A 23,289-nucleotide genomic window follows, 5' to 3' on the forward strand; every position below is an offset into this window, starting at 1 on the left:
ACAAAAGCAGCTTAAAAAATTAGGAAAAACTATCTTAACTAAAAGGAAAAATAGTCCAACTAAGTGGGAGTACTATATAGCACCGGGTTTTTCAGTGCTGCGAAAGCGGGTGAGAACTGAAGAATGATCCCCTCTAATTCCGGATAACTCTTCAGTAGTTCAGCCACCTTTGTGTCGGGTGTGATATCGATTCTATCTCTGCTCATACGATAACAAACGTTGGTCGCCTTCCAGCTTTCGCATGGTGGTGATATCCTGTGTCACCTCCACCACACCGAGGTATTCACCCTCTTTCCCGCGGACGGCGGAATATTCGATGTAAATAAAACGTCCCTGAAAATTCGACATCCAGAAAACAGCCTTGTTCTCTTTCCCGCTTTTGAAATCGGCGAGTATCTGCTCCACTACATGCACGCTGCCGGGCGGGTGGCACATCCGCACATCGCGGCCAATGATGGACCGGTTGCGTTCGAAAACGCGGTTGGGACTGTGCGAGAAGAAACGTACCTTGTCGTTCTTATCTACAAAGGTGATGTCGATCGGTAAGTGCAGGAACAGAGCCTCCAACTCGTCCAGATTGAATGCGCCTGAAGAGAGACGGATGGCATCGGCTGTCACATATTCCTGTTTTTCCACCTTCACACCGCCCGGCGCCCATTCATCCACCGGATCGATCAGGCAATAACCAAATTCCGGCGTCTCCTGATAGATTTTGTACCATTCATCTTCAGTAAGCGTATCCATAGACATCGGCAAGAGAATCTCTTCCTCTTTCATGATCATCCCGGCAATCATCTCTACCGTGTGGTCAAGCACCAACTGTATAATCGATTTTAACTCTTCCGCCCCGGAAATGGGTGATGCAAGCGCTTCATGCGAATTTTTCAGCAGTTCCCGCGTCTCATCATGCTTGCCCCACATCACTTTGGGAGGGCCGGTAATCAGATGTTTTTCCAGAAACGGGAAAAGCTGGTATTCCTTCCGTTTGTAATGCTTGTCAATATCGGAGAAGTTGTTGAAGATGGTGCGCAGTTGGAGCACATATCCGGGCACTTCCGCGTCGGAGATATTCGCAACCTTTTCCTTTACCTCCTCGTAGGCTTTGATCTGTTGCCGGATAGCCATATTCTCTTTCTTGAAAGTGTCTACCGGATGACCTGCAGGTATTTCTTTTGCCCCTTGCTGGTCAATGCTTCCGTCGAGTACGGCCGTATGCAGGTCGCAGAATTCAAGTATCTCCTGTTCAGTAAGTGCATGGCTGTTGATTAGTTCCTGCTCTACTTCCACTACTTCGTGATAGGGGATGCTTCTCAGCACTTCGATCAACCGTTGACGTAATATTTCGGGGTTGTCTCCTTCATGTAGCCTGAGAAGGAGGTGGCGCAGCATCTCTTTGCGCTGCGTTGAGTTATTGATGAATTCGCTCATATATAAAGTTTATTTTACCGGTCAGTTCTTGCCTTCTTATTCTTCTCCGCGGATCATGGTGAGTAACATCTTGAATCGCTCCGCGGCTGTCAGTGCATGCGGTATATTGGCCGGCATAATAATACAGTCCCCTTTCTTCAGGAGATGGGGGGTGCCGTCGATCCGTATTTCCGCCTCACCATCCAGTATTTGTACAAAAGCGTCGTAGTTTGCGGTATGTTCGGTCAGTCCCTGGCCTTTATCGAAAGAGAAGAGAGTGATATTCCCGACTTTGTTTTTTGTAACTTGTTTGCTGACTACCCCGCCGGAAGCGTAATCTATCGATTCTTCGAGGGCGATGACTGTTGATTTTTCGTATGTTGCCATAATTTCTGTTTTTTAGTTGTTAATTATACCGGATATTTTCAGATTGCTGTATATACCGGTAAATCCGATCTATATATGTTAGGTTTTAAAGACTACATGTTTCTTGCAAAAATACTATTTAGAACCACTATAAATTGTAACCGAAGTTACATAAACTGTGGTTTAATGTATTTTAATATGATTTATCGGGTGATTTTGATATAATCTGTCAGGTGATTTTGATTCTTTTTGACAACAATACTGCGCTAGAGGTGAAAAGTAGACTCTTTTCTGGAAGCATAATTCTCATGCTCGTTTCATCCTTGTAGGATTGTCAGTAGTTATGCCCCTATTTTCCGGATGGGAAACTATTTCCCCCTCGATCCATCTATAAATCGATATTTTGTATACATTTGCACACGATATGCATGCAAATCACACCGTATTATGAACGTTTCCGCTTCCGATCATACCAGCTTATTCACAAGATTCAAGAAAGGGGATGATAATGCATTTTCCTTTTTTTATCAATTTTATATAAATGATTTGTACGCTTACGGAATAAGCTTGGGAGGGGAAAAAGAAGTTGTAAAGGATACCATTCAGGATATATTCCTGAAAATATATTTCGAAGAAAAAGATTTTTCTTCTATCGATCACTTGAAGTATTTTTTACTGAAATCTCTTAAAAACAGGCTTTATAACATCTATAAATCTAAAGCTGTTTCGACCACTACCGATATTTCTGAAGATGTTCTCAGCTTTTCCATCACGACAACCGTATTAGATAGGATTATCGATGAAGAAGACCGCGTTATTATTAAACAGCAGATAGATGACCTCCTTTCAAAACTTACTTCCCGCCAAAAGGAAGCTATATATCTCCGTTTTATGCAGGAACTGGAATATGAGGAAATTGCCGAAATAATGGATATAACACAACATGCCGCACGGAAGCTGATTTCCCGTTCCCTGAAACGGTTGAGGGACGACGAACAACTACTATTGATCTGTTTATTTATGCTGATCTTTTCTTAATTTTCATTTTTTTTTGAGAAAATGGGTATAAAAAATTATTCCGTTTGTATATATAGAAACGAGCATGATAACTGTTCTCACACAAGAGCATGATTAAAAGCGAGTTCCATACACCGACAAGAAAAAAATAAAATAATCGTATGAAACGAGCATGATAATCATTATCACAGAAGATCATGACTAAAGCGATGTTGCCTCCGGTTTTGATATCAATGGAAGTCGGCGATTTCGCTTCGCTCAATTCCATATGACAACATTGAAAATAAATATTTTTAGTCAGATGAAAACAGACGGGATAAATGCAGGCAGATAAATATATAAACTATACGGCGACAGATTTCCTCAAAGACAAGGATTTTATCAGGTGGCAGTTCTTAAGTGGTGAAGAAGACATGCTGTTTTGGAACGATGTTGTTGAAAAATATCCGTTTCTGACATTGCCGATAGAGGAGGCTATTATCCTGTATAAGGAGAACATCCGGTTCAATGATTTCAGCATGTCCGATCCGGAAATATCGGCGTGCATCATTTCATTACAAAACCAGATTCGTCTTAAAAAGAAAAGAAGAAACTCAAAGCGTATTGTTTTGAGTATATCCGCCATAGCCGCGAGTGTTGCCATCATCCTATCCCTACCGCTTCTCTTCAACAAAAACAATAACGTGCAGGATATTTCCACCTTTGCCCGGGCATTACCTGACAGGAACGATTTCTATTCATCCGACACTAAACTGATCCTGTCGGAAAACAATACTGTCGCTTTAAATAACAAAGAATCTTCCATCCAATACGAAGAAGATGGGATAAAAGCTGACGACAACCTTATCCTAAAGGAAGAGTCGGCGCCTTATAACCAGTTGATCACACCTTATGGCAAACGCTCCGTCATAACTTTCTCCGACGGGACAAAAGCATGGGTTAATGCGGGCAGCAGGCTTGTGTATCCTGCCGAATTCAGCAAAGGAAAAAGGGAGATCCATGTGGATGGGGAGATCTATATAGAAGTTGCCGAAGACAAGAAACGCCCGTTTGTGATAAAAACGAGGCAGGTGGATATCGAGGTATTGGGTACGAAGTTCAATGTGTCGGCATATCAAGCCGATAAAACAAATAGTGTTGTACTCTTATCCGGCTCGGTAAGCATTTCCTCCAACTCCCGGAAAAATAGTATCATCCTGAAACCGGATCAGATGTATTCCGATACCGGGGGGAGCCATACCGTTGAAAACGTGGATGCCGGCATCTATGTGTTATGGACACAAGGATTATATCAATTCGAAAGCGAGAAATTGACTAATATCGTCACCCGCCTTGAGCGCTATTACGGCATACCGATCGAATGTGATGCCGCCTTGGCGGGCTTGAATTGTTCCGGAAAACTCGACCTGAAAGACGACATGAACAAATTGCTGGAGGAACTATCCCGCGCGTTACCCATAACGTGTCGGAAAAACACCGATGGGAGTTATGCGATAAGCGCGATATCCTGAATTTTAAACAACTGAATTTAAAAGGAAAATGCCTATGAAGAAAATCTGACTTGTAAAAAAGCAACCGGATGATAGGTTCAGTATCATCCGGCCAAGACTTAAATGTAAAACCAGTTAAAGTTTCAAATTTAAATCATGACAAATGTATGACAAAAATCAAACACCTTGGCTTAAAAAAAGCTAATATTAGAAGGACTTGTCGAATTATGAGAGTATTTCTTTTATTCTTTACGTTGGGTATTAGTGTTTGCTTCTCCAATAACAGTTATTCCCAGTCGACAAAGATATCCCTTAACCTAAAGAACAAGACTGTTAAACAGGTCTTCTCCGAAATAGAAAAGAACAGCGAATTTATTTTCTTTTATCAGGACGATATTCTCGACGTGAACAGGAAAGTTACGGTCAATACCGAAAACGGGACAATCGAGCAGATCCTCAACGAGGTCCTCAGCCCTACGGGGAATACATATTTTGTTTCCGACCGTTCCATTTACATTGTGAAAAAAGCCCCGGATAATATTGTGCATGAAGAAGATGTTGTCCAACAACAAAAAAAGACAATTACCGGCACCATTACCGATAAAGATGGAGCAGCCATTATCGGTGCCAATATCGTGGAAAAAGGGACCACAAATGGGACCGTTACCGATGTAGATGGTCGCTACTCGTTGCAGGTGGAAAATAACGCCATACTTCAGGTTTCTTATATCGGCTATCTTTCACAGGAAATTAATACGGAAGGAAAAACTACATTGAATATCACTTTGCGTGAAGATACCAAAGCGTTGGACGAGTTGGTGGTTGTGGGATATGGAATACAAAAAAAAGTTAATCTTACTGGTGCTGTATCATCTGTTGATTTTTCTAAAGAATCAAAATCCCGTCCATTAGTGAATGCCGCACAAGCATTGAGTGGCTTAGCTCCAGGATTGCAAGTCATGCAGGGATCAGGGAATCCTTATTCTGAAAACTTCTCTTTGAATATTCGAGGCATCGGTACACTCAATAACTCCAATCCATTGGTGTTGGTCGATGGTATGGAGCAATCCCTGGGCAATGTAAATCCCGTCGATATTGAATCTGTGTCTATTTTGAAAGATGCTGCTTCTTGTGCTATTTATGGCAATCGGGGAGCCAATGGCGTGATTTTAATAACGACAAAGGCCGGAGGAAAGAAAGATAAAGTCAATATAGATGTCTCTACCAAATTATCCATAAATTCACCAATGAGAATTCCGAGACTGGTAAGCAACTACGCCGATTACATGGAACTAATCAATGAATCCTATACGAATCTGGGACGTCCGATTGCTTTCACCGACGCTACCATCAATTTATGGCGAGAAAAAGAAAAGGACCCTTATGGCTTCGCTGACTCCGGGTATCCCAACCATGTAGCATATCCCAATACTGACTGGTACGATGTAATTTATGATAACAGTCTCATGCAAGAGCATACCATCCAGGCATCGGGAGCAACTGACAAGTCGGGTTATAACTTTTCGTTTGGATATCTTGATAACCCCGGCATTCTGAAAGATTCAGGATTCAAACGTTTCTTCGTTCGTAGTAATGTCTATACAGATATTGCAAAGCGGCTGCGCGTAGGTAGTCGCATATGGGGTTATAACACCGATCGAGATCGTATTGGTACGGGCTCTTTGACCGGTATTGACATGACAAAAGTTGTACCGGGTACCTATCCCTATTACGATGGAAAGTATGGAGCCCCTGAAGCCAACGAAGAAGACCCGCAATCGCATAATCCGCTGTGGGATATGAATTTTGAGCATGGAGACATGAAGTATACTCAAATATTTACCAACTTCTACACTTCTTTGAAATTCCTCAAACATTTCAGCTATGATTTTGGATTCTGGTACAAACATTACATTTATGATGGAAAATATGCTTCAAATGCATTTCCGAAATGGAGTTTTGGCTTGAACGAAATCACAGCGAATCCCATCGACCTGAAAATCGCAACCACCGGTCAGACCTATAATCGTGAGAATTATTGGAAATTAAATCATGTCCTTAATTATGCACAAAGTTTCGGAAAACACGATATTACAGCTATGGCCGGTGTCGAACAAGAACGGTTTTGGAGCCGGACAGCAAACGTTACGCTGCAAGGATTGATCGATCCTGAAATAGATGACCTTGATGTAGGAACAGAGTACAAATCATCCTATGGGGCTAGTAACGAATATACTGCGCAGTCTTACTTCGGCAGAGCAACTTATGCATATGCCAGCCGCTACTTATTTGAAGTGAATATGCGTAATGACGGTTCCTCGAAATTTGCTCCGAATAATCGATGGGGTTTTTTCCCCGCAGTATCTGCCGGATGGAGAGTTTCCGAAGAGTCATTTATGAGCGGTAGTAGAAACTGGTTGGACAATTTCAAGATACGCGTTTCTTGGGGTAAACTTGGCAATAACAGCATTGGTAATTATGAGTGGCAACAGACATATGGTCTGGTGAACTATCCTTTTAATAGCAGTACAAACCTGGGCCTTGCTCCCACAGCACAGGCAAATACTCATTTGCAATGGGAGAGGTCAACGACTACGGACATTGGTTTTGATTTTGGTGTATTAAATAATCGACTATTCGGTACACTCGATTATTATAACAGGGAAACTTCCGGTATCCTTTATCGCCCCTCTATCATGTTGATAAATGGTAATATAACGGCTGCTCGTCAAAATATTGCAGAAGTTACAAACCAGGGGATGGAATTACAACTGACATGGAATGACCGTATTCATGATTTTCATTACAGCATCAGCGGTAACGTTTCATACAATAGGAATCTGGTGAGTAAATATAAAGGAAAACTTGTGCGTGGTTGGCAAACAAATGAGAAAGGGGAGGAAGTATATGTGACGAATCTGGGGGATGTGTCAACAGGAACCACCAACCGTGTATTGGAAGGTCATATGATTAACGAATATTATATGCTGCAACCTTATCATGGCAATCAGAATTATTTCAACCAGGACGGCTCGGTTGATCCAAACGGAGGCCCCTCAACAGGGATGATTCGCACAGAAGATGATATGAAATGGTTGAATGCGATGGCCAATGCCGGTTATACATTTTATCCGAACCAAAAAATAGGTAAAGATGGGATCTGGTATGGTGATTATATTTATGCAGATACCAATGGTGATGGTATTTATGGTAATACCCATGATAACGATTTTGTTGGAAGTTCATCCATGCCCAAATGGAATTTCGGCACACAATTGACAGCGAGCTGGAAAGGGTTCGATATGTCAATGAATTGGTTTGGAGTGGCAGGAAACAAGCTTTATTTTTACCGTAATGGGCACAATGCCAGTACAACGATCAAGGGTTATGCCATAGGGAAAGGTGTCGCTGAGAATCACTACTTCTATGATCCGGAAAATCCTTCAGATCCCCGGACCAATCTGTATTCAGACAACCCTCGTCTGACCAATAATTCCGGTAGCAGCCAAAGTGAATTGACAAATACCAGGTGGTTGTATAAAGGAGATTTCTTGAAACTCAAAAATTTAACATTCGGATATACACTTCCGAAAAGCCTGGTACAAAAGATTTACATACAAAACATGCGTGTCTTCTTATCGGGGGAAAATCTATGGACAATTACCAGTTATCCCGGTATTGACCCCGAGATGCGTGCTTCTATAGGTTATTTGACTTACCGCCAACTCTCATTTGGCGCAAATATTACATTTTAAAAATAAGAGTTATGAAGATTATAAGATATTTTTTATTGGGATTACTTTATACGCTTGCGCTAGTGGGATGTGATTCCAGTTTTTTGGATACAGCTCCCCGTAATGCGGTTAGCGACTCAAATATATGGACAAGTTCCATTTTGGCGAGACAAGCAGTAGCAGGTGTTTACAACTCTTTAGTCGGTTGGTATGCCGCGGGCTATGTCAACAATGCCGGCCGCGTGTGGGATGGCTATTCCTCTGTTATGGACATTGACTTGAACTGGATATCCCAGAATTCTCTCGTCAGAGGGACTGCCACTCCATCCAACAGTCAATTCAGTAATTTATATAAGGCTGGTTATACAATGATTAACCGAGCCAACGATGTAATAACAAATATAAACAATGTACCCGACATGACCGATGCCGAGAAAGCTCGCTATATTGCAGAGTGCAAATTCCTGCGTGGTTGGGCATATAATCGTCTCAATATCCTATTCAAAGGAATACCCCTTATTTTAAAACCAATATATAACGAGGATGAAGCCAAAGTTCCGAGGGCAACTGAAGCGGAAATTTGGGATCAAATTGTGAAAGACCTGACCGATGCAATCAATGAGCCCAATTTACCCAGTAAATATAAAGCGTCGGATGCCAATTATGGTCATGTTACGAAGGGTGCCGCACACGCTTTTCGAGGACAAGTCTACCTTTGGTTGGAGAAATGGGAAAATGCTGCCGACGACTTTAAAGCTGTCGAGGATTGTGGTTACTCACTTTTTACAACCGGGGGATCAATTGCATTTAAGAATCTGTTGAAAATAGCGAATGAGCAATGTGATGAAATGATTTTTTCAGTGCAATGCGAACAATATTCTGTAGCAAACCCTTTGAATGTAAATTACGGAAACCGGAATACAGGAGGTTCTATGTGGAACAACTATTTACCCAATCCTTATTTTGTTGAATCTTTTGAAACTAAGGATGGCACTCCGTTCAATTGGGATGATTATTGCCCCGGATACAGTTCTATGACGCCATTGCAACGTTCCGTGTTTTTCCTTCGGGATGGTATGACCAATGCCGAAATTACTAAAATGGCTACTTACGGAGCTGATATGAGCAAGTATTTACCGAATGGGAATGAAACCCGTATCCGTAAAGCTTATGAAGATAGGGATCCAAGACTCATGATGTCTATAATTACCCCTTATTCCACCTACTTGGGATCTTCAGGAGGCGTAGAGAATACTTACACATTGCGTTGGCCCTATCGTGGCTTTGACGGGCGTGAACCTTTTGATATTCGTACAGATGCAAATAATTATTTTTATTACTTATGGCGTAAATTTGTTCCGGAAGGAAATGAATGGCCATACCGGGATACTTATGGTCTGGATGTAAATTTAATACGTTATGGACAAGTTCTGCTTGGATATGCCGAGGCTTTGAATGAAATGGGACAAACAGACAAAGCCATCCAACAAATCAACAAATTACGCACACGCTGTGGGGCGCAATTACTGAACAGTAATGAGCCGACAACAGTGAAAGGTCAAGCAGATATGCGCGAACGAATCCGTAATGAGTATTATTGGGAGCTTGCAGGTGAAAACGTAATGTATTGGAATGAACTTCGATGGAAAACTTGGAAAGAAAAGAAATTCAGGGATAACAAGAATGGCTTGATGCAAATTTGGGGCACAACTACTTATACTTGGTCTTGGCTAGGTGAACAATGCTGGGTTTGGCCCATTCCCTCTTCCGAGAGAGAAAAAAATCCGAATTTGACACAAAACCAAGGATGGAACGATTAATTTCTTCGGATAATGATATGTGGAACAAGTCGGAAAACATTTTACCGGCTCATATTTTCAGTAAAACAGATCATTAATCAGGAGATATGTATAATATTAGAGAAATAGTTGGAGATAAAGCAAACTTATGGACGGATTAAACTGCCGATTCTTTTAAATGACTAAATATGAAAAAAAACAAGCTTTTAATTTTTTTAATGCTGTTTGTGCTGGCAGCATGCGGCAATATTGATGACGAAAGGAAGAAAGGTTCTGATGGCGACGGAAATTCAGCCACCATTCTTACTTATAAGAATCCCATTATCAATGCGAACTGTCCTGATCCTTCGATCATTAAAGCAAACGATGGTTATTTCTATGTCTATAGTACACAGGACAATTTACCGGGCAATACTCGTTATATTCCCATACACAGGTCTAAAGATCTGGTTAACTGGGATGATGTGGGAACTGTCTTTGATGAGAGTAATCGTCCGACCTGGGTTTCCAATGCGAGATTATGGGCTCCCGATGTGAATTACATTAATGGGAAATATGTGCTCTATTTCTCTATGGGGGTATGGGGTGGAACTTACGACTCAGCTATTGGGGTGGCCACGGCGGATAAACCTGAAGGGCCCTTTACTGACCAAGGCAAAATATTGGATTATGCATCCCATGGAGTGAACAACTCTATTGATCAATTTTATATTGAAGAGAATGGTCATAAGTATTTAGTGTGGGGCAGTTTTTATGGTATTTATGCGATTGAACTGACCAGTGATGGATTAGCGGTAAAGGAGGGGACCGAAAAAGTGAAGCTTGCTGGCAATCAAATGGAAGGATCCTATATTGTACAACGTGACAAATATTTTTACCTGATTGGTTCATCTGGAACCTGCTGTGAAGGAAAAAAAAGCACTTATCATTTGATTTTCGGGAGATCGGAGAATGTATTGGGACCTTATGTGACACAAGAAGGCAAGCGTATGCTTGATGGAGCTGGAGATTTATTATTACAAGGGAATGATGCGTGGGCTGGTCCGGGGCATAATGCCGAATTTGTACAAGACGATGAAGGAAATGATTGGATTATCTATCATGCTTATAAGAAATCTGATGATTCGATGGGGCGTTTACTGATGCTTGATAGGATTTATTGGAATGATTGGGGCCCATACATACAAGGCAATACTCCCTCCATCACAGCCAAATCTCCCGTATTCAAATAAAAAGAAACGGACTCTTACCGGATGGTAAAACAATCAAAGTTAAAACGTACTCCCCTCTATTCGGGATTTCTCCGTCTACTCGCCATTTGGCACACCGCACGGAGCCATATGATCAGTTTGATATCGAATTGAAATAGATTACCCGGGTGAGGAAACAGTTGAGGAAGTGCGCCCTTTTCCCGGATATGTCTCATATACTTAGGCGTTTGAGAGAGAAAGTCGCGATGAGGCGCTGGGTTCTCAGGTGCGAGGTAATCCAGGAAGTCATAAATTCATGAAGGTTTATTGCCGGATTAAGAAGAATTTATAACTTGCCAAAACGTCATTGATCTTAATTTTGGATTTTCTACATTCAAATTCTTTCCGTCCTGTTTTGAGGGTAACTCTATCTCCTGTAAATGGACTTGCTTCTATATTCTGTCTTTCTACTCGCCCGTTTTCAAACAATAAACTCCTTCTTTGGGGAAAGTTGATCCGGTTCTCTTACTCTGGGTTTATTTATCCGGGCAATGCGTAACATATCAAGATCGTATTGCACTTGAAAACGAAACCAATATTCGGCGGAAATGCCAAATATTTCTTCTAATCCGAGGGCTAAAGAGGCATTGATGGCACGTTTCCCATTAATCACCTCGCTCAAATAAGATGGAGTGACACCTAAAGATGAGGCGAGTTCTTTTTGTGTAGTATCACCCATTTCAATGAGTTCATCTTTAATGAGTGTTCCTGGATGGGTGGGATATTTTGGAATATTGTGTTCATAATGTAAACTCCTGATAATGAATAGATCTTCGATTCGATTAGCGGCACGAAGTTTATCCACAGTCTCGATGTATTTACGGACCACTTCAGGCGGAAAACTATATTTTTTCGATTTTGCTTTTCCTGTAGTGTACAACTCTTCCAGATACCCCTTTTCGAAAATAATCTTCACTTTTTGCTCTTTAATGATGCAAAGTTAAAAGGACGATTTCTATTCGCCTGGGCGGTTTTAAAAAGAAAATCATGTAAATTTGTATCAAAACGATGAAACTGTTATGGCTGATTACGACATATCTTCCTGCCCCCTTTTCTCTCGTCTCGCCGAAGAGGAGATAGATGAAATTCTGGAACGCTCCGTATCTGAGGTGCGTGAGGTGGATAAAGGCAATTATGTAGTGAGGAAGGGCGATACCGTCCGCTCCCTTTATCTGTTGATGGATGGCTTGGTGCGTACCGAGATGGTGACGAAAGAGGGCAATGTGCTGGAGATTGAGTTTATCGAGCCGGTGAGACCGCTGGCCCCCGCTTTCCTGGTTGCTACGGAAAATCGCTATCCGGTAGATGTGATCACTGTTGAAAAAAGCACCTTTTATGTGATTCCCAAATCGATGTGGATGAGGGAAATGATGCGGAACGAGACGCTGATGACGAATTTTATGAAGGTCAACTCCAATATGACCGTCTTCCTTTCAAAAAAGGTGCAGATGATGTCTATCAAAAGCCTGAAAGGAAAATTATCCCTCTATATACTGGAAAACACGACCCCGCAGCACGATTCTTTTCTGTTAAGACGCACACAAACCCAACTGGCGGAATATTTCGGTGTACAGCGCCCCTCCTTGGCACGCACCCTCGGAGAGATGATCAGGGAAGGGATGATCTCTCTTTATAAAAGGGAGCTGAAAGTATTGAACAGGAAAAAACTGGAAGAATGGATTTGATTTTTTATTTTTACAATTTTTTCCGTTAAAAATAAGGGATTTGGCAATAAAAGCATATATTTGCACCAGAAAACAACTATTTCGGTAAGCGAATACAGAGGCAAAACTTGTTTTGACTCTGTTGAGTGTGGAAATAGTCTGATGAAATCAAACTATTATCATATTATCTAAAAGTCATGAGTAATCAATTAACAAGAAGGAAGTTTTTGAAAACGGCGGCAATCGGTGCTGTGGGGGTGGCCGTATTCCCGCAGTTCGTAACGTCGTGTCAGAGCAAGAAAGCCGGTGAGGTTGCCGACGGGATTATCCGTCTGGGATTTATCGGCCTGGGACAGCAGGCCATGTATCTGTTGAATGGCTTTATGGGAATGCCGGGTGTGGAAGTGATAGCCGGAAGCGATGTGTACGGTGTCAAAAGGGAGCGTTTTCTGCAACGTGTGAATAAGCATTACGCGGATGCTCAGCTGGAAGTGGCGGTGGAGGTATATGAGAACTACAAGGACCTGATCGCCCGTGAGGATATCGATGCCGTGGTGATTGCCACGCCTGACCATTGGCACGCTTTTATGGCAATTGAGGCGTGCAGGGCCGGGAAAAACGTTTACCTGGAGAAACCGTTGACATTCACCATCAAGGAAGGTCAGGAACTGGTGAAAGCAGTAAGAAACAACGGTGTAATTCTTGCTGTTGGCAGTCAGCAGCGCTCAGATCCCAATTTCCAACATGCCGTGAAGATGGTGCAGGAAGGGAAAATAGGTAAAATCGAGCGGGTGAATGCTTATGTGGGAGCCCCGCCGACACCGTACGACCTGCCTGAAGAACCCGTGCCGGCCGATCTGAACTGGCCGCTGTGGCTGGGTCCTTCCGAATACGTGCATTACAACGCGCAGTTGAATCCTCCCGTTTCCCTTGATCCCGAGCAGAACGAGCAGTTCTGGGGCGCATGGCGCTGGTACAAGGAACTGGGAGGCGGTTTCACCACCGACTGGGGCGCCCACATGTTCGACATTGCCCAATGGGCCTTGGGCATGGATAACAGCGGTCCGGTTGAGATTATTCCCGCCGGATATCAGGACACTCAATATCTCACCTATAAATATGATAACGGCGTGGTAATGACCGAGGAACCTTTTGACGAAAAACTGACGAAGGGGGTGAAGTTCTGGGGCGACAAAGGTTGGATCGAGATCTCGAGAGGACATTTTCTCGCTTCGGACGACAGTCTGCTGCCTCCCACGGTGGAAGCGACGGAAGGTGCCTATGAAACGAAAATACCGCACCTCGAAAATTTCATCCATGCCGTGAAAACGAAGACCGATCCGGTGGTTCCCGTGGAAATAGGACACCGTTCCTGCACGGTTTGTACGCTGGGAAATATTGCGTACGACTTGGGACGTCCAGTTAAATGGGATCCTGCCGCAGAAAAGTTTGTGGATGACCCCGATGCGGAGGCAAACCGCCTGTTCAATAAGACTTACAGTGAAGGATATATCCTTTAAAGTAAAGAGGATTGGACCAAAAAGCTGCTTCCGGGCAGCTTTTTTTATGACAGGGCAATGCCTAACTCTTCCAATTGTCCCTGTTCCACACGAGACGGAGCGTCGATCATCACATCGCGTCCGCTGGTGTTCTTCGGGAAGGCGATGCAATCGCGGATGCTATCCAGTCCCGCGAAGACGGAGACAAACCGGTCCAGCCCGAAGGCGATCCCGCCGTGGGGAGGCGCCCCGTATTGGAAGGCATCCATCAGAAAACCGAATTGCTCCTGCGCCCGCTCCTCGGTGAAACCGAGTACGGAGAACATCTTCTTCTGCAGCCCGCTGTCGTGGATACGGATGGAACCGCCGCCTATTTCCACGCCGTTGATCACCATGTCGTAGGCGTTGGCGCGAACGGCGCCGGGATTGGTGTCGAGCAGCGGGATATCTTCCGGCTTGGGTGAGGTGAAAGGGTGGTGTTTTGCGAAAAAGCGGTTCAACTCTTCATCTTTCTCCAATAATGGGAAATCTGTCACCCACAGGCATTTGTAGTTGTTCTTGTCTCTCAATCCCAGGCGTGTGCCCATTTCCAGTCGCAGTTCACACAATTGTTTTTGTGTCTTTTCCGTTTCGCCGCCCAGTATCAGTATCAGGTCGCCCGGCCGGGCATCGCATCGTTCCGCCCATTTTTTGAGATCCTCTTCACGGTAGAATTTGTCGACGGACGATTTCAACGAGCCGTCTTCATTATATCGCAGGTAGATCAGCCCTTTCGCCCCGATCTGGGGGCGTTTCACGAAATCCGTCAATTCGTCGAGTTGCTTGCGGGTGTAAGAAGCGCATCCCCTCGCGCGGATGGCCCCTACATATTCTGCCGAATCGAATACCCCGAAACCGTGTCCGGCGGTAATATCTTTTATCTCCGTAAGCGTCATTTCGAATCGGGTATCCGGTTTGTCCGACCCGTACAGCCGCATGGCGTCAGCATAACTTATCCGGGGGAAATCGGGTATTTCGATGTCCTTGATCGATTTGAACAGGTGTTTGGTCAATCCTTCAAAGGTTTGCAATACATCTTCCTGGTTGACGAATGACATTTCACAGTCGATCTGGGTGAATTCCGGCTGGCGGTCGGCCCTCAGGTCCTCGTCACGGAAGCATTTCACGATCTGGAAATAGCGGTCGAATCCCGATACCATCAGCAACTGCTTGAACAATTGTGGGGATTGCGGCAGCGCGTAGAATTCGCCCGGATTCATGCGGGAAGGAACAATAAAGTCGCGTGCTCCTTCGGGGGTGGATCCGATCAGTACCGGTGTTTCCACTTCCAGGAATCCTCGCTGGTCGAGGTACCGGCGTGTCTCGAAAGCCATCTTGTGACGTAGTTCCAGGTTCTGCCTCACCACATTACGGCGCAGGTCGAGGTAACGGTATTTCATCCGCAATTCGTCCCCCCCGTCGGTGTCGGTCTCGATGGTGAAGGGAGGTGTCCTGGAAGCGTTTAGTACGGTCAGGGTGGAGACGATGATCTCGATGTCGCCGGTGGGGATATGAGGGTTTTTGCTACTGCGTTCCCTGACGCCACCCGTGATCCGGATCACCCATTCACGTCCCAGCTTGTTGGCCCGATCGCACAGGTCCGGATCCACTTCCTGGTTGAATGACAATTGTGTGATGCCATACCGGTCGCGCAGGTCGATGAAGGTCATCCCCCCCATCTTGCGGATTTTGGACACCCATCCGGCCAAAGTAACCTCTTTCTCTACGTCGGCCAACCGCAGTTCGCCGCATGTGTTGCTTCTGTACATAAGATATTTTCGTTTGATGTATTGGACTGCAAATTTACACAATTCTCGCGTGAATCACGCCGTTAAATAAAAAAACCGCTGAGATGTCGAGATTATCGGGAAAATAGTTGTACTTTTGCATCCGATTTCGGGGTGTAGCACAGTCCGGTTAGTGTACCTGCTTTGGGAGCAGGGGGTCGCGAGTTCGAATCCCGCCACCCCGACGAAATCTAAAGGGCTTATATATAGCCGAATACTCAGAAGGCGAGTTGGTGCCATGGAGCAAACCGGAGTAAAACCAGGACGCAACGGTTTCGAAAAAGGCGAAGACCCCGAGGCAAAACGCTTATGTAAGTTTGTCTCACTCGTTTTTGGAAAAGAGGTTATTGCACGACCTCCGCAAAATCTTCCAGATTCTCATCCACGTATTGCGCGATAAGGGAGATCTCTTCCTCTTCCATATAGAAGAACTTCTCCTCCAATTCATCGAACTGTTCAAAGTCGGTATACATCGCCATGAATTCTTCCTCCGTTGTTTCCCGTTCCAGTTCCGTACGATGGGCGTCGTATATTTCTTTGGCCTTATAGAGTATCTTTGAAAATCCTTTCGCGCCCATCTGTTTCAACGCTTTTGCGACCGGATTATCAAAAATATACCCTCCGTAGCCATTCTGGATGAGCTGTACGAATCCGCCTTCATTCACTTCTTCGGTAAAGAAACGAAGCGCCAGCAGTGTGTGCTGGTACCCGTTCAGACGATCCATGTTTTCCGCTGTGATCTCCCCGTCCAACGCTTCAAGATAAGCGTCGGTAAATATCTTCAGAAATTGGTCCATCCCTTTTTCAGCAGCCTCAATAAGTTTGTTTTCGTGAATCTGTATCATGTGACCCTTGTTTAATGGTTGTGTGAGAAGCTTATCATGCGGGAGTTAACCTGTTTGCGTCGTACACCCTGTTTCTCCCCGACAAATGTAACGGTTTTTTCTTAAATGGCTTTGTGTTGTTCCTTTATTCGGTAGAAAATAGCTATATTTGTGCAAAAATCTTTTAAGAATGAACCTAAGATGAAAGTAAAACCTTTTAAGGGTATTCGCCCGCCGAAATCACTGGTAAAAGAGGTGGCATCCCGTCCCTATGATGTGCTGAATTCAGAAGAGGCCCGTAAAGAGGCCGAGGGAAATGAGAAATCACTGTATCGTATCATCAAGCCGGAGATCGATTTCCCCGTAGGAAAGGACGAGCATGATGCGGATGTATATGAAAAAGCCGCCGAAAATCTGAAGCTGTTCCGGGATAACGGGTGGCTCGTGCAGGACGACAGAGAGATGTATTATGTGTATGCGCAGACAATGAATGGAAAAACCCAGTACGGTTTGGTGGTGGGAGCTTACGTGGAGGATTACATGACCGGGAAAATCAAGAAACATGAGTTGACACGCCGCGATAAGGAAGAGGACCGTATGAAACATGTGTGGGTGACCGATGCCAATATGGAACCTGTTTTCTTTGCCTATCCTGACAATAAGGAGTTGAATGAAATCGTGGATAAGGTGAAGGCCCGTGAGCCTGAATATGATTTTGTTTCGGCCGACGGGGTAGGGCATCACTTCTGGTTGATACCGGATGAGGAAACTATCCGGCGGGTCACGGAGATATTCGAAGCCGTTCCGGCAATGTATATTGCCGACGGTCATCATCGTTCTGCCGCTGCGGCGTTGGTGGGAGCCGAGAAAGCAAAGAACAACCCCAACCACAGGGGAGATGAGGAGTACAATTATTTTATGGCGGTTTGCTTCCCCGACAGTCAACTTACCATTATCGATTATAACCGGGTGGTGAAAGATCTCAACGGACTCACTCCCGATGAATTCATACAAAAATTAGAGAAAAACTTCGTGGTGGAGCCTGCCGGATCGGAGATACGGAGACCGCAAAACCTCCATCAATTTTCTATCTATCTTGACGGACGTTCCTTTAGCGTCACCGCAAAACCCGGTACATACGACGATAATGACCCTATCGGTCAACTCGACGTGACCATTACTTCCAACCTGATACTGGATGAGATATTGGGTATCAAAGATCTGCGGAGTGATAAACGGATCGACTTCGTGGGAGGCATCCGTGGCCTGGGGGAACTGAAGGAACGGGTAGACAGCGGCGAAATGGCGCTTGCCATCGCTTTATATCCTGTCTCAATGAAACAGTTAATGGATATTGCCGATACGGGTAATATCATGCCGCCCAAAACGACCTGGTTTGAACCGAAATTGCGCTCGGGACTGGTAATACATCAATTACACTAATAATATTCAATTCAAAACGATCTATGGCACATCATGAATTAGACGAACTGGATGAGAAAATCCTCAGGATGATAGTGGATAACGCGCGTATTCCTTTTCTGGAGGTGGCACGGGCATGTGGTGTCTCGGGTGCGGCTATCCATCAACGGGTACAAAAACTTACCGGATTAGGCGTGCTCAAAGGTTCGGAGTTCCTTCTGGATGCCGAAAAGATCGGTTATGAGACCTGCGCTTATGTGGGGATATTCCTTACTTCTCCCTCCACTTTTGAGTATGTTGTAAAAGAATTGGAAAAAATACCTGAAGTGGTGGAGTGTTATTATACTACCGGCCAATATGATGTTTTGATCAAAGTGTTCGCGAAAAACAACAAAGATCTGTTGCGCGTCATCCATAGCGAGTTGCAACCACTTGGTTTGTCAAGAACCGAAACATTGATATGTTTTAAAGAAGGATTCCGCAAAAAACTGCCGATTCAATTTATTGAAAAGGGGTAATGTTTTTTTCGTGACAGGGCTAACTTTCACATGTTTTCCATAATCCCGGCAATAATTGTCCGGGATTATGGTACGACGGTAATATTCGGATAGTTATAAACAATATTTCCGTTATTGAGTTTTTCTATTAATTTCCCATCTTCGTCCCTTCACGTCTTATTCTCTATTTTCAGCATCGTATTCTCCGCGACCGGTTGCTTCACCTCCTCTATTAACCTGTTGACGGTTTTAATCTGATATCTCTTCTTCCCGGAGTGGTGTTGATCCCAACATCGCACCTCTTCCGGCGATCAGCCCTATGGAATGAGGCCCGTTGAAGATCATCTTCTCATCCTGCCGATTGGGGAAAGAGAGCATGTCAGGTGACTTTCTCTGATGCGTATCGGGGAGTAGATGTTTTAAAATCTTAATAAATACAATCAATAATGAATATAGAGATAAAATAGTTGCATACCTTCTCAGGAACTTCTATTTTAGTCCTCCGTTTTTCAAATCGTTTCAGTAACAGGAATCACGATACAACCCTTTTATTGTTTTATAGCTTCCAAATCCGATCAGAATAGTATAATAACTAACATAATTATGACAACGCGTAGAAATTTTATTAAAAAAACCGCTGTAGGGCTGACGGCGCTGGCTGTTCGTCCTGCTTGGGCAGCCTCACCGGTAAGAGGCGCATCCATGAAGGAGAAATTTGTTTCCAACCGCCCCGCAACGGGTGACCGGCATTTTACTTCGGCAGCCGTGGAACAAACCATTACAAGGGTCAAGGCAAAGATAAAAGACCCCAAACTGGCATGGATGTTTGAGAACTGTTTTCCCAATACGCTGGACACAACGGTAAGTTTCAGCATGAAGAACGGCAAACCGGACACCTTTGTGATCACCGGCGATATCGATGCCATGTGGCTCCGGGATTCGTCGGCACAGGTATGGCCTTACTTGCCGCTCACCCAATCCGATGCGAGGCTGAAGCAATTGATCGCGGGATTAGTCAACCGCCAAACACAATGCATTCTGATCGATCCTTATGCCAACGCCTTCTACAATGAACCCAGGCCGGAGGGTTCATGGCAAAAAGACTATACCAAAATGACGCCAATGCTGCATGAACGCAAATGGGAGATAGACTCGCTCTGCTATCCTGTGAGACTTGCATACCACTACTGGAAGACTACCGGCGACACTTCCGTGTTTGACGCTGATTGGAAAAAGGCAATGGGCCTTGTGATACAGACGTTCAAAGAGCAACAGCGTAAGGATGCTCTTGGCCCTTACAAGTTTCAAAGGGTGACGGAGCGTCAGTCAGACACGGTGAACAACGATGGATATGGTAATCCTGTAAAACCGGTGGGGTTGATTGTTTCCACTTTCCGTCCTTCCGATGATGCTACCACCTTTCAGTTTCTAGTGCCATCCAACTTTTTTGCCGTGACTTCACTCAATCAGATTGCTGAAATAGCGGAGAAGGTGGTCCGTGATAACGCACTCGCGGCTGAAAGCAAGGCCTTGGCCGATGAGGTGTATAATGCCCTTAGGCAATATGCCGTTGTGGAGCATCCCAAATATGGGAAAGTGTATGCCTTTGAAGTGGATGGTTTTGGTAACGCCTACTTCATGGATGATGCCAATATACCCAGCCTGTTGGCGCTACCTTATCTGGGTGGAGTGGAGAAAAGCGATCCTGTTTACCGGAATACGCGTAAGCTGGTATGGAGCGAAGATAATCCTTACTTCTTTAAAGGAGCTGCGGGAGAGGGTATCGGAGGCCCGCATATCGGATATGATATGGTCTGGCCGATGAGCATCATTATGCGGGCGCAAACCAGCAACAGCGACGAAGAGATCCGGGATTGCCTGCGGATGCTGCGCGACACCGACGCCGATACGGGCTTTATGCATGAGTCGTTCCATAAGGACGATCCGACTCAATTTACCCGGAAATGGTTTGCGTGGGTAAATACCCTGTTCGGCGAGCTGATCGTGGATCTGGAAGGCAAAGGAAAAATGGATTTGGTCAATTCGATATAGTCCGATAATCAATAAAAAGGAATGATAAGAAAATTATTTGTCATTGCGGCTGTATTGTCGCTGTATGCGGGGTACGCGGGAAAGGCCGCGACACAATCAGAGAACACGCCGGTGGATTACGTGAATATCCTGATGGGAACCATGTCCGAGTTTCCCCTGTCTCACGGGAATACCTACCCGGCCATAGCGGTCCCCTGGGGGATGAACTTCTGGACCCCCCAGACCCGCAAGATGGGCGATGGCTGGCAATATGTATATACCGACTATAAGCTGAACGGATTCAAGCAAACGCACCAGCCCAGCCCGTGGATGAACGACTACGGGCAGTTCTCCATCTTCCCGATGACCGGCAGGATGGAGTTCGACCAGGAAAAGCGGGCCAGCTGGTATTCGCACAAGGCGGAAGAGGCAAAGCCTTATTACTATGGCGTTTATCTTGCCGATTATGACGTCACCGCGGAGATTACACCGACCGAACGGGCTGCCGTTTTCCGTTTCACGTTTCCCGAAACGGAAAAAGCCTATGTGCTGGTCGACGCATTCGACAAGGGATCGGCAGTGGAGATCCTGGCTGAAAAGAATGCCATCATCGGTTATACAACACGCAACAGCGGAGGCGTGCCGGAAAACTTCAAGAATTATTTTGTGATCGTGTTCGATAAACCGTTCCAATACAAACATGTGGTGAAAGACGGCGAGATCCAGCAGCAGGGCGATAAGGCCGAAGCCAATCATGCCGCTGCCTTTATCGGCTTTGCCACCCGAAAAGAGGAAAAGGTAATTGCAAAAGTGGCATCTTCCTTTATCAGTCACGAGCAGGCCTGGCAGAACCTGGGAGAGGTGGCCGAAAAAGATTTTGAAACAGTGAAGCAGGAAGGACGTGAGGCATGGAATGAGGTGCTCGGCAAGATAGAGATAGAGGGTGGCGACCTCGACCAGAGACGCACGTTCTATTCCACCTTTTACCGCTCCACGCTGTTCCCCCGCAAGTTCTACGAGATCGATGCGGCGGGAAATATCATCCATTACAGCCCCTACAACGGGGAAGTCCTTCCCGGATATATGTATACCGATACCGGATTCTGGGATACCTTCCGTGCCCTTTTCCCGTTCCTGAACCTGGTCTACCCGTCGGTGAACGTGGAGATGCAGGAGGGGTTGGTGAATGCGTACAAGGAGAGCGGATTCCTGCCGGAGTGGGCAAGTCCCGGTCATCGCGGAGTCATGATCGGCAACAATTCGGCGTCGGTAGTGGCTGACGCCTATTTAAAGGGTTTGCGCGGATACGATATCGAGACGCTTTACGAGGCGATGCTGCACGGTGCCGAGAATGTACATCCCCAGGTTTCCTCCACAGGGCGTTTAGGCCATGAGTATTACAATACGTTAGGCTATGTTCCCTATGATGTGAATATCCACGAAAATGCCGCGCGTACGCTGGAGTATGCCTATGCCGACTGGGCCATTTATAAGCTGGCCAAGGCGCTGAACCGCCCGCGGGAGGAGATCGACCGGTTTGCCCAACGGAGCCGGAACTACCGGAACCTTTATTCGCCGGAGCATAAGCTGATGCGCGGACGCAATAAAGACGGCTCGTTCCAGTCCCCTTTCACTCCCACGAAATGGGGAGACGCCTTTACGGAAGGGAATAGCTGGCACTACACATGGTCGGTCTTCCACGACCCGCAGGGATTGATCGACCTGATGGGTGGCAAGAAGGAGTTTGTGAATATGCTCGATTCCGTGTTTGTGACGCCTCCTGTTTTCGATGACAGCTACTATGGGGGAGTGATCCATGAGATCCGTGAGATGCAGGTGATGAATATGGGACAGTATGCGCACGGCAATCAACCCATCCAGCACATGATCTATCTTTATAATTATGCCGGAGAACCCTGGAAAGCCCAGTATTGGGCGCGGGAGGTGATGGATAAGCTCTATAGCCCTCATCCTGACGGTTACTGCGGGGACGAGGACAATGGGCAAACCTCAGCGTGGTATCTCTTCTCCGCTCTCGGATTTTACCCGGTTTGTCCCGGTACCGACCAGTATGTGATCGGCTCCCCGTTGTTCAGCAAGATGACCGTTCATCTGGAAAACGGGAATACCATCGAGATCAATGCGACGGATAACGGCAAGGAAACAAGGTATGTTTCCGGCATCACCATCAACGGAAAGGAGTATTCCAAGAACTACTTTACGCATGGCCAGTTGATGAACGGAGCCAAAATCGATTTCTCCATGTCCGCCACACCCAATAAAACACGCGGCATCAATGAGTCCGATTTTCCCTATTCGTTTTCTAACGAAAAGGAGTGAGTTATGTCAGCTATCAAATGGAAAAAGTGTCGCCGGATTTTTTTCGGTGGCGCTTTTTGCATGTGAAGAGGGTCTTCACCATAAAACCAGCCATATCAACTTTTTTCCTTATTTTCGCGGCGG

General features: G+C 45.3%; 18 protein-coding genes, 1 tRNA gene and 1 pseudogene. 13 read left to right on the plus strand and 7 right to left on the minus strand.

The features are described 5' to 3' along the window. Positions 1-59: 59 nt before the first annotated feature. Genes D7D25_RS13105 through D7D25_RS13115 form a run of 3 tightly spaced genes read right to left on the minus strand, consistent with a single transcriptional unit; the run spans position 60 to position 1,794 of the window. A complete protein-coding gene (locus D7D25_RS13105; protein ID WP_158602621.1) occupies positions 60-206 on the minus strand; it encodes a hypothetical protein in 147 nt (48 codons plus the stop codon). After that, positions 193-1,428: a DUF438 domain-containing protein gene (locus tag D7D25_RS13110; RefSeq protein WP_122969404.1), complete on the minus strand. Its 1,236-nt coding sequence runs from the start codon at positions 1,426-1,428 to the stop codon at positions 193-195. The genes D7D25_RS13105 and D7D25_RS13110 overlap by 14 nt, the downstream gene beginning before the upstream one ends. A 36-nt stretch (positions 1,429-1,464) precedes the next feature. After that, complete coding sequence (locus D7D25_RS13115) at positions 1,465-1,794, minus strand: cupin domain-containing protein (RefSeq protein ID WP_122969405.1); 330 nt, start codon at positions 1,792-1,794, stop codon at positions 1,465-1,467. 426 nt (positions 1,795-2,220) lie between these two features. On the opposite strand from D7D25_RS13115, the gene D7D25_RS13120 reads away from it, so the two are divergent. The 6 genes and pseudogenes from D7D25_RS13120 to D7D25_RS18565 form a co-directional block, all read left to right on the plus strand. Next, positions 2,221-2,811 carry an RNA polymerase sigma factor gene (locus D7D25_RS13120; protein ID WP_122969406.1) on the plus strand — a complete coding sequence of 197 codons (591 nt, stop codon included), beginning with the start codon at positions 2,221-2,223 and terminating at the stop codon, positions 2,809-2,811. Between the two features lie 299 nt (positions 2,812-3,110). Then, positions 3,111-4,301: a FecR family protein gene (locus D7D25_RS13130; RefSeq protein ID WP_122969408.1), complete on the plus strand. Its 1,191-nt coding sequence runs from the start codon at positions 3,111-3,113 to the stop codon at positions 4,299-4,301. A 206-nt stretch (positions 4,302-4,507) separates the two neighbouring features. After that, entirely contained in the window at positions 4,508-8,035 is a 3,528-nt protein-coding gene (locus tag D7D25_RS13135; protein ID WP_122969409.1) for a TonB-dependent receptor, read from the plus strand. A gap of 11 nt (positions 8,036-8,046) precedes the next feature. Further along, positions 8,047-9,834, plus strand: coding sequence for a RagB/SusD family nutrient uptake outer membrane protein (locus D7D25_RS13140; RefSeq protein ID WP_122969410.1), 1,788 nt, complete (start codon positions 8,047-8,049; stop codon positions 9,832-9,834). 167 nt (positions 9,835-10,001) lie between these two features. Beyond that, entirely contained in the window at positions 10,002-11,045 is a 1,044-nt protein-coding gene (locus D7D25_RS13145) for a family 43 glycosylhydrolase (RefSeq protein ID WP_122969411.1), read from the plus strand. A 14-nt stretch (positions 11,046-11,059) separates the two neighbouring features. After that, a pseudogene (locus D7D25_RS18565) lies at positions 11,060-11,182 on the plus strand (serine/threonine protein phosphatase); the annotation flags it as partial. Between the two features lie 302 nt (positions 11,183-11,484). On the opposite strand, the gene D7D25_RS13155 reads toward D7D25_RS18565, so the two are convergent. Next, on the minus strand, positions 11,485-11,979 hold the full coding sequence (locus D7D25_RS13155; protein WP_122969412.1) for a HigA family addiction module antitoxin: 495 nt from the start codon (positions 11,977-11,979) through the stop codon (positions 11,485-11,487). Between the two features lie 103 nt (positions 11,980-12,082). Between D7D25_RS13155 and D7D25_RS13160 the strand changes: the two genes are divergently transcribed. Next, positions 12,083-12,748: a Crp/Fnr family transcriptional regulator gene (locus D7D25_RS13160; RefSeq protein ID WP_122969468.1), complete on the plus strand. Its 666-nt coding sequence runs from the start codon at positions 12,083-12,085 to the stop codon at positions 12,746-12,748. Between the two features lie 176 nt (positions 12,749-12,924). Beyond that, entirely contained in the window at positions 12,925-14,247 is a 1,323-nt protein-coding gene (locus D7D25_RS13165) for a Gfo/Idh/MocA family oxidoreductase (protein ID WP_122969413.1), read from the plus strand. A 44-nt stretch (positions 14,248-14,291) separates the two neighbouring features. On the opposite strand, the gene aspS is transcribed toward D7D25_RS13165, so the two are convergent. Continuing rightward, a complete protein-coding gene (gene aspS, locus D7D25_RS13170) occupies positions 14,292-16,034 on the minus strand; it encodes an aspartate--tRNA ligase (protein ID WP_122969414.1) in 1,743 nt (580 codons plus the stop codon). A 128-nt stretch (positions 16,035-16,162) separates the two neighbouring features. Between aspS and D7D25_RS13175 the strand changes: the two genes are divergently transcribed. Beyond that, positions 16,163-16,237, plus strand: a tRNA-Pro gene (locus D7D25_RS13175). 159 nt (positions 16,238-16,396) lie between these two features. Here D7D25_RS13175 and D7D25_RS13180 read toward each other — a convergent pair. After that, positions 16,397-16,897, minus strand: a complete 501-nt coding sequence (locus D7D25_RS13180; RefSeq protein ID WP_122969415.1) for a DMP19 family protein — start codon at positions 16,895-16,897, stop codon at positions 16,397-16,399. Between the two features lie 180 nt (positions 16,898-17,077). Here D7D25_RS13180 and D7D25_RS13185 point away from each other — a divergent pair, with 180 nt between their 5' ends. Beyond that, positions 17,078-18,319, plus strand: a complete 1,242-nt coding sequence (locus D7D25_RS13185) for a DUF1015 domain-containing protein (RefSeq protein ID WP_122969416.1) — start codon at positions 17,078-17,080, stop codon at positions 18,317-18,319. Positions 18,320-18,342: 23 nt separating this feature from the next. Continuing rightward, positions 18,343-18,816, plus strand: a complete 474-nt coding sequence (locus D7D25_RS13190; RefSeq protein WP_122969417.1) for an Lrp/AsnC family transcriptional regulator — start codon at positions 18,343-18,345, stop codon at positions 18,814-18,816. Between the two features lie 228 nt (positions 18,817-19,044). Here D7D25_RS13190 and D7D25_RS18570 read toward each other — a convergent pair whose 3' ends face one another. After that, complete coding sequence (locus D7D25_RS18570; protein WP_255417305.1) at positions 19,045-19,173, minus strand: hypothetical protein; 129 nt, start codon at positions 19,171-19,173, stop codon at positions 19,045-19,047. A gap of 225 nt (positions 19,174-19,398) precedes the next feature. Here D7D25_RS18570 and D7D25_RS13200 point away from each other — a divergent pair, with 225 nt between their 5' ends. Next, positions 19,399-20,847: a glycoside hydrolase family 125 protein gene (locus D7D25_RS13200; RefSeq protein WP_122969419.1), complete on the plus strand. Its 1,449-nt coding sequence runs from the start codon at positions 19,399-19,401 to the stop codon at positions 20,845-20,847. Between the two features lie 24 nt (positions 20,848-20,871). Continuing rightward, complete coding sequence (locus D7D25_RS13205; protein WP_255417308.1) at positions 20,872-23,166, plus strand: GH92 family glycosyl hydrolase; 2,295 nt, start codon at positions 20,872-20,874, stop codon at positions 23,164-23,166. Positions 23,167-23,289 lie beyond the last annotated feature (123 nt).

Source organism: Proteiniphilum sp. X52 (genome assembly GCF_003712195.1).
Lineage (GTDB): Bacteria > Bacteroidota > Bacteroidia > Bacteroidales > Dysgonomonadaceae > Proteiniphilum.

What these genes read in the sequence shown, in the direction of transcription:
- D7D25_RS13105 (WP_158602621.1), bottom strand. Translation starts at nt 206, where the DNA reads ATGAGCAGAGATAGAATCGATATCACACCCGACACAAAGGTGGCTGAA.
- D7D25_RS13110 (WP_122969404.1), bottom strand. Translation starts at nt 1,428, where the DNA reads ATGAGCGAATTCATCAATAACTCAACGCAGCGCAAAGAGATGCTGCGC.
- D7D25_RS13115 (WP_122969405.1), bottom strand. Translation starts at nt 1,794, where the DNA reads ATGGCAACATACGAAAAATCAACAGTCATCGCCCTCGAAGAATCGATA.
- D7D25_RS13120 (WP_122969406.1), top strand. Translation starts at nt 2,221, where the DNA reads ATGAACGTTTCCGCTTCCGATCATACCAGCTTATTCACAAGATTCAAG.
- D7D25_RS13130 (WP_122969408.1), top strand. Translation starts at nt 3,111, where the DNA reads ATGCAGGCAGATAAATATATAAACTATACGGCGACAGATTTCCTCAAA.
- D7D25_RS13135 (WP_122969409.1), top strand. Translation starts at nt 4,508, where the DNA reads ATGAGAGTATTTCTTTTATTCTTTACGTTGGGTATTAGTGTTTGCTTC.
- D7D25_RS13140 (WP_122969410.1), top strand. Translation starts at nt 8,047, where the DNA reads ATGAAGATTATAAGATATTTTTTATTGGGATTACTTTATACGCTTGCG.
- D7D25_RS13145 (WP_122969411.1), top strand. Translation starts at nt 10,002, where the DNA reads ATGAAAAAAAACAAGCTTTTAATTTTTTTAATGCTGTTTGTGCTGGCA.
- D7D25_RS13160 (WP_122969468.1), top strand. Translation starts at nt 12,083, where the DNA reads ATGGCTGATTACGACATATCTTCCTGCCCCCTTTTCTCTCGTCTCGCC.
- D7D25_RS13165 (WP_122969413.1), top strand. Translation starts at nt 12,925, where the DNA reads ATGAGTAATCAATTAACAAGAAGGAAGTTTTTGAAAACGGCGGCAATC.
- aspS (WP_122969414.1), bottom strand. Translation starts at nt 16,034, where the DNA reads ATGTACAGAAGCAACACATGCGGCGAACTGCGGTTGGCCGACGTAGAG.
- D7D25_RS13180 (WP_122969415.1), bottom strand. Translation starts at nt 16,897, where the DNA reads ATGATACAGATTCACGAAAACAAACTTATTGAGGCTGCTGAAAAAGGG.
- D7D25_RS13185 (WP_122969416.1), top strand. Translation starts at nt 17,078, where the DNA reads ATGAAAGTAAAACCTTTTAAGGGTATTCGCCCGCCGAAATCACTGGTA.
- D7D25_RS13190 (WP_122969417.1), top strand. Translation starts at nt 18,343, where the DNA reads ATGGCACATCATGAATTAGACGAACTGGATGAGAAAATCCTCAGGATG.
- D7D25_RS18570 (WP_255417305.1), bottom strand. Translation starts at nt 19,173, where the DNA reads ATGCTCTCTTTCCCCAATCGGCAGGATGAGAAGATGATCTTCAACGGG.
- D7D25_RS13200 (WP_122969419.1), top strand. Translation starts at nt 19,399, where the DNA reads ATGACAACGCGTAGAAATTTTATTAAAAAAACCGCTGTAGGGCTGACG.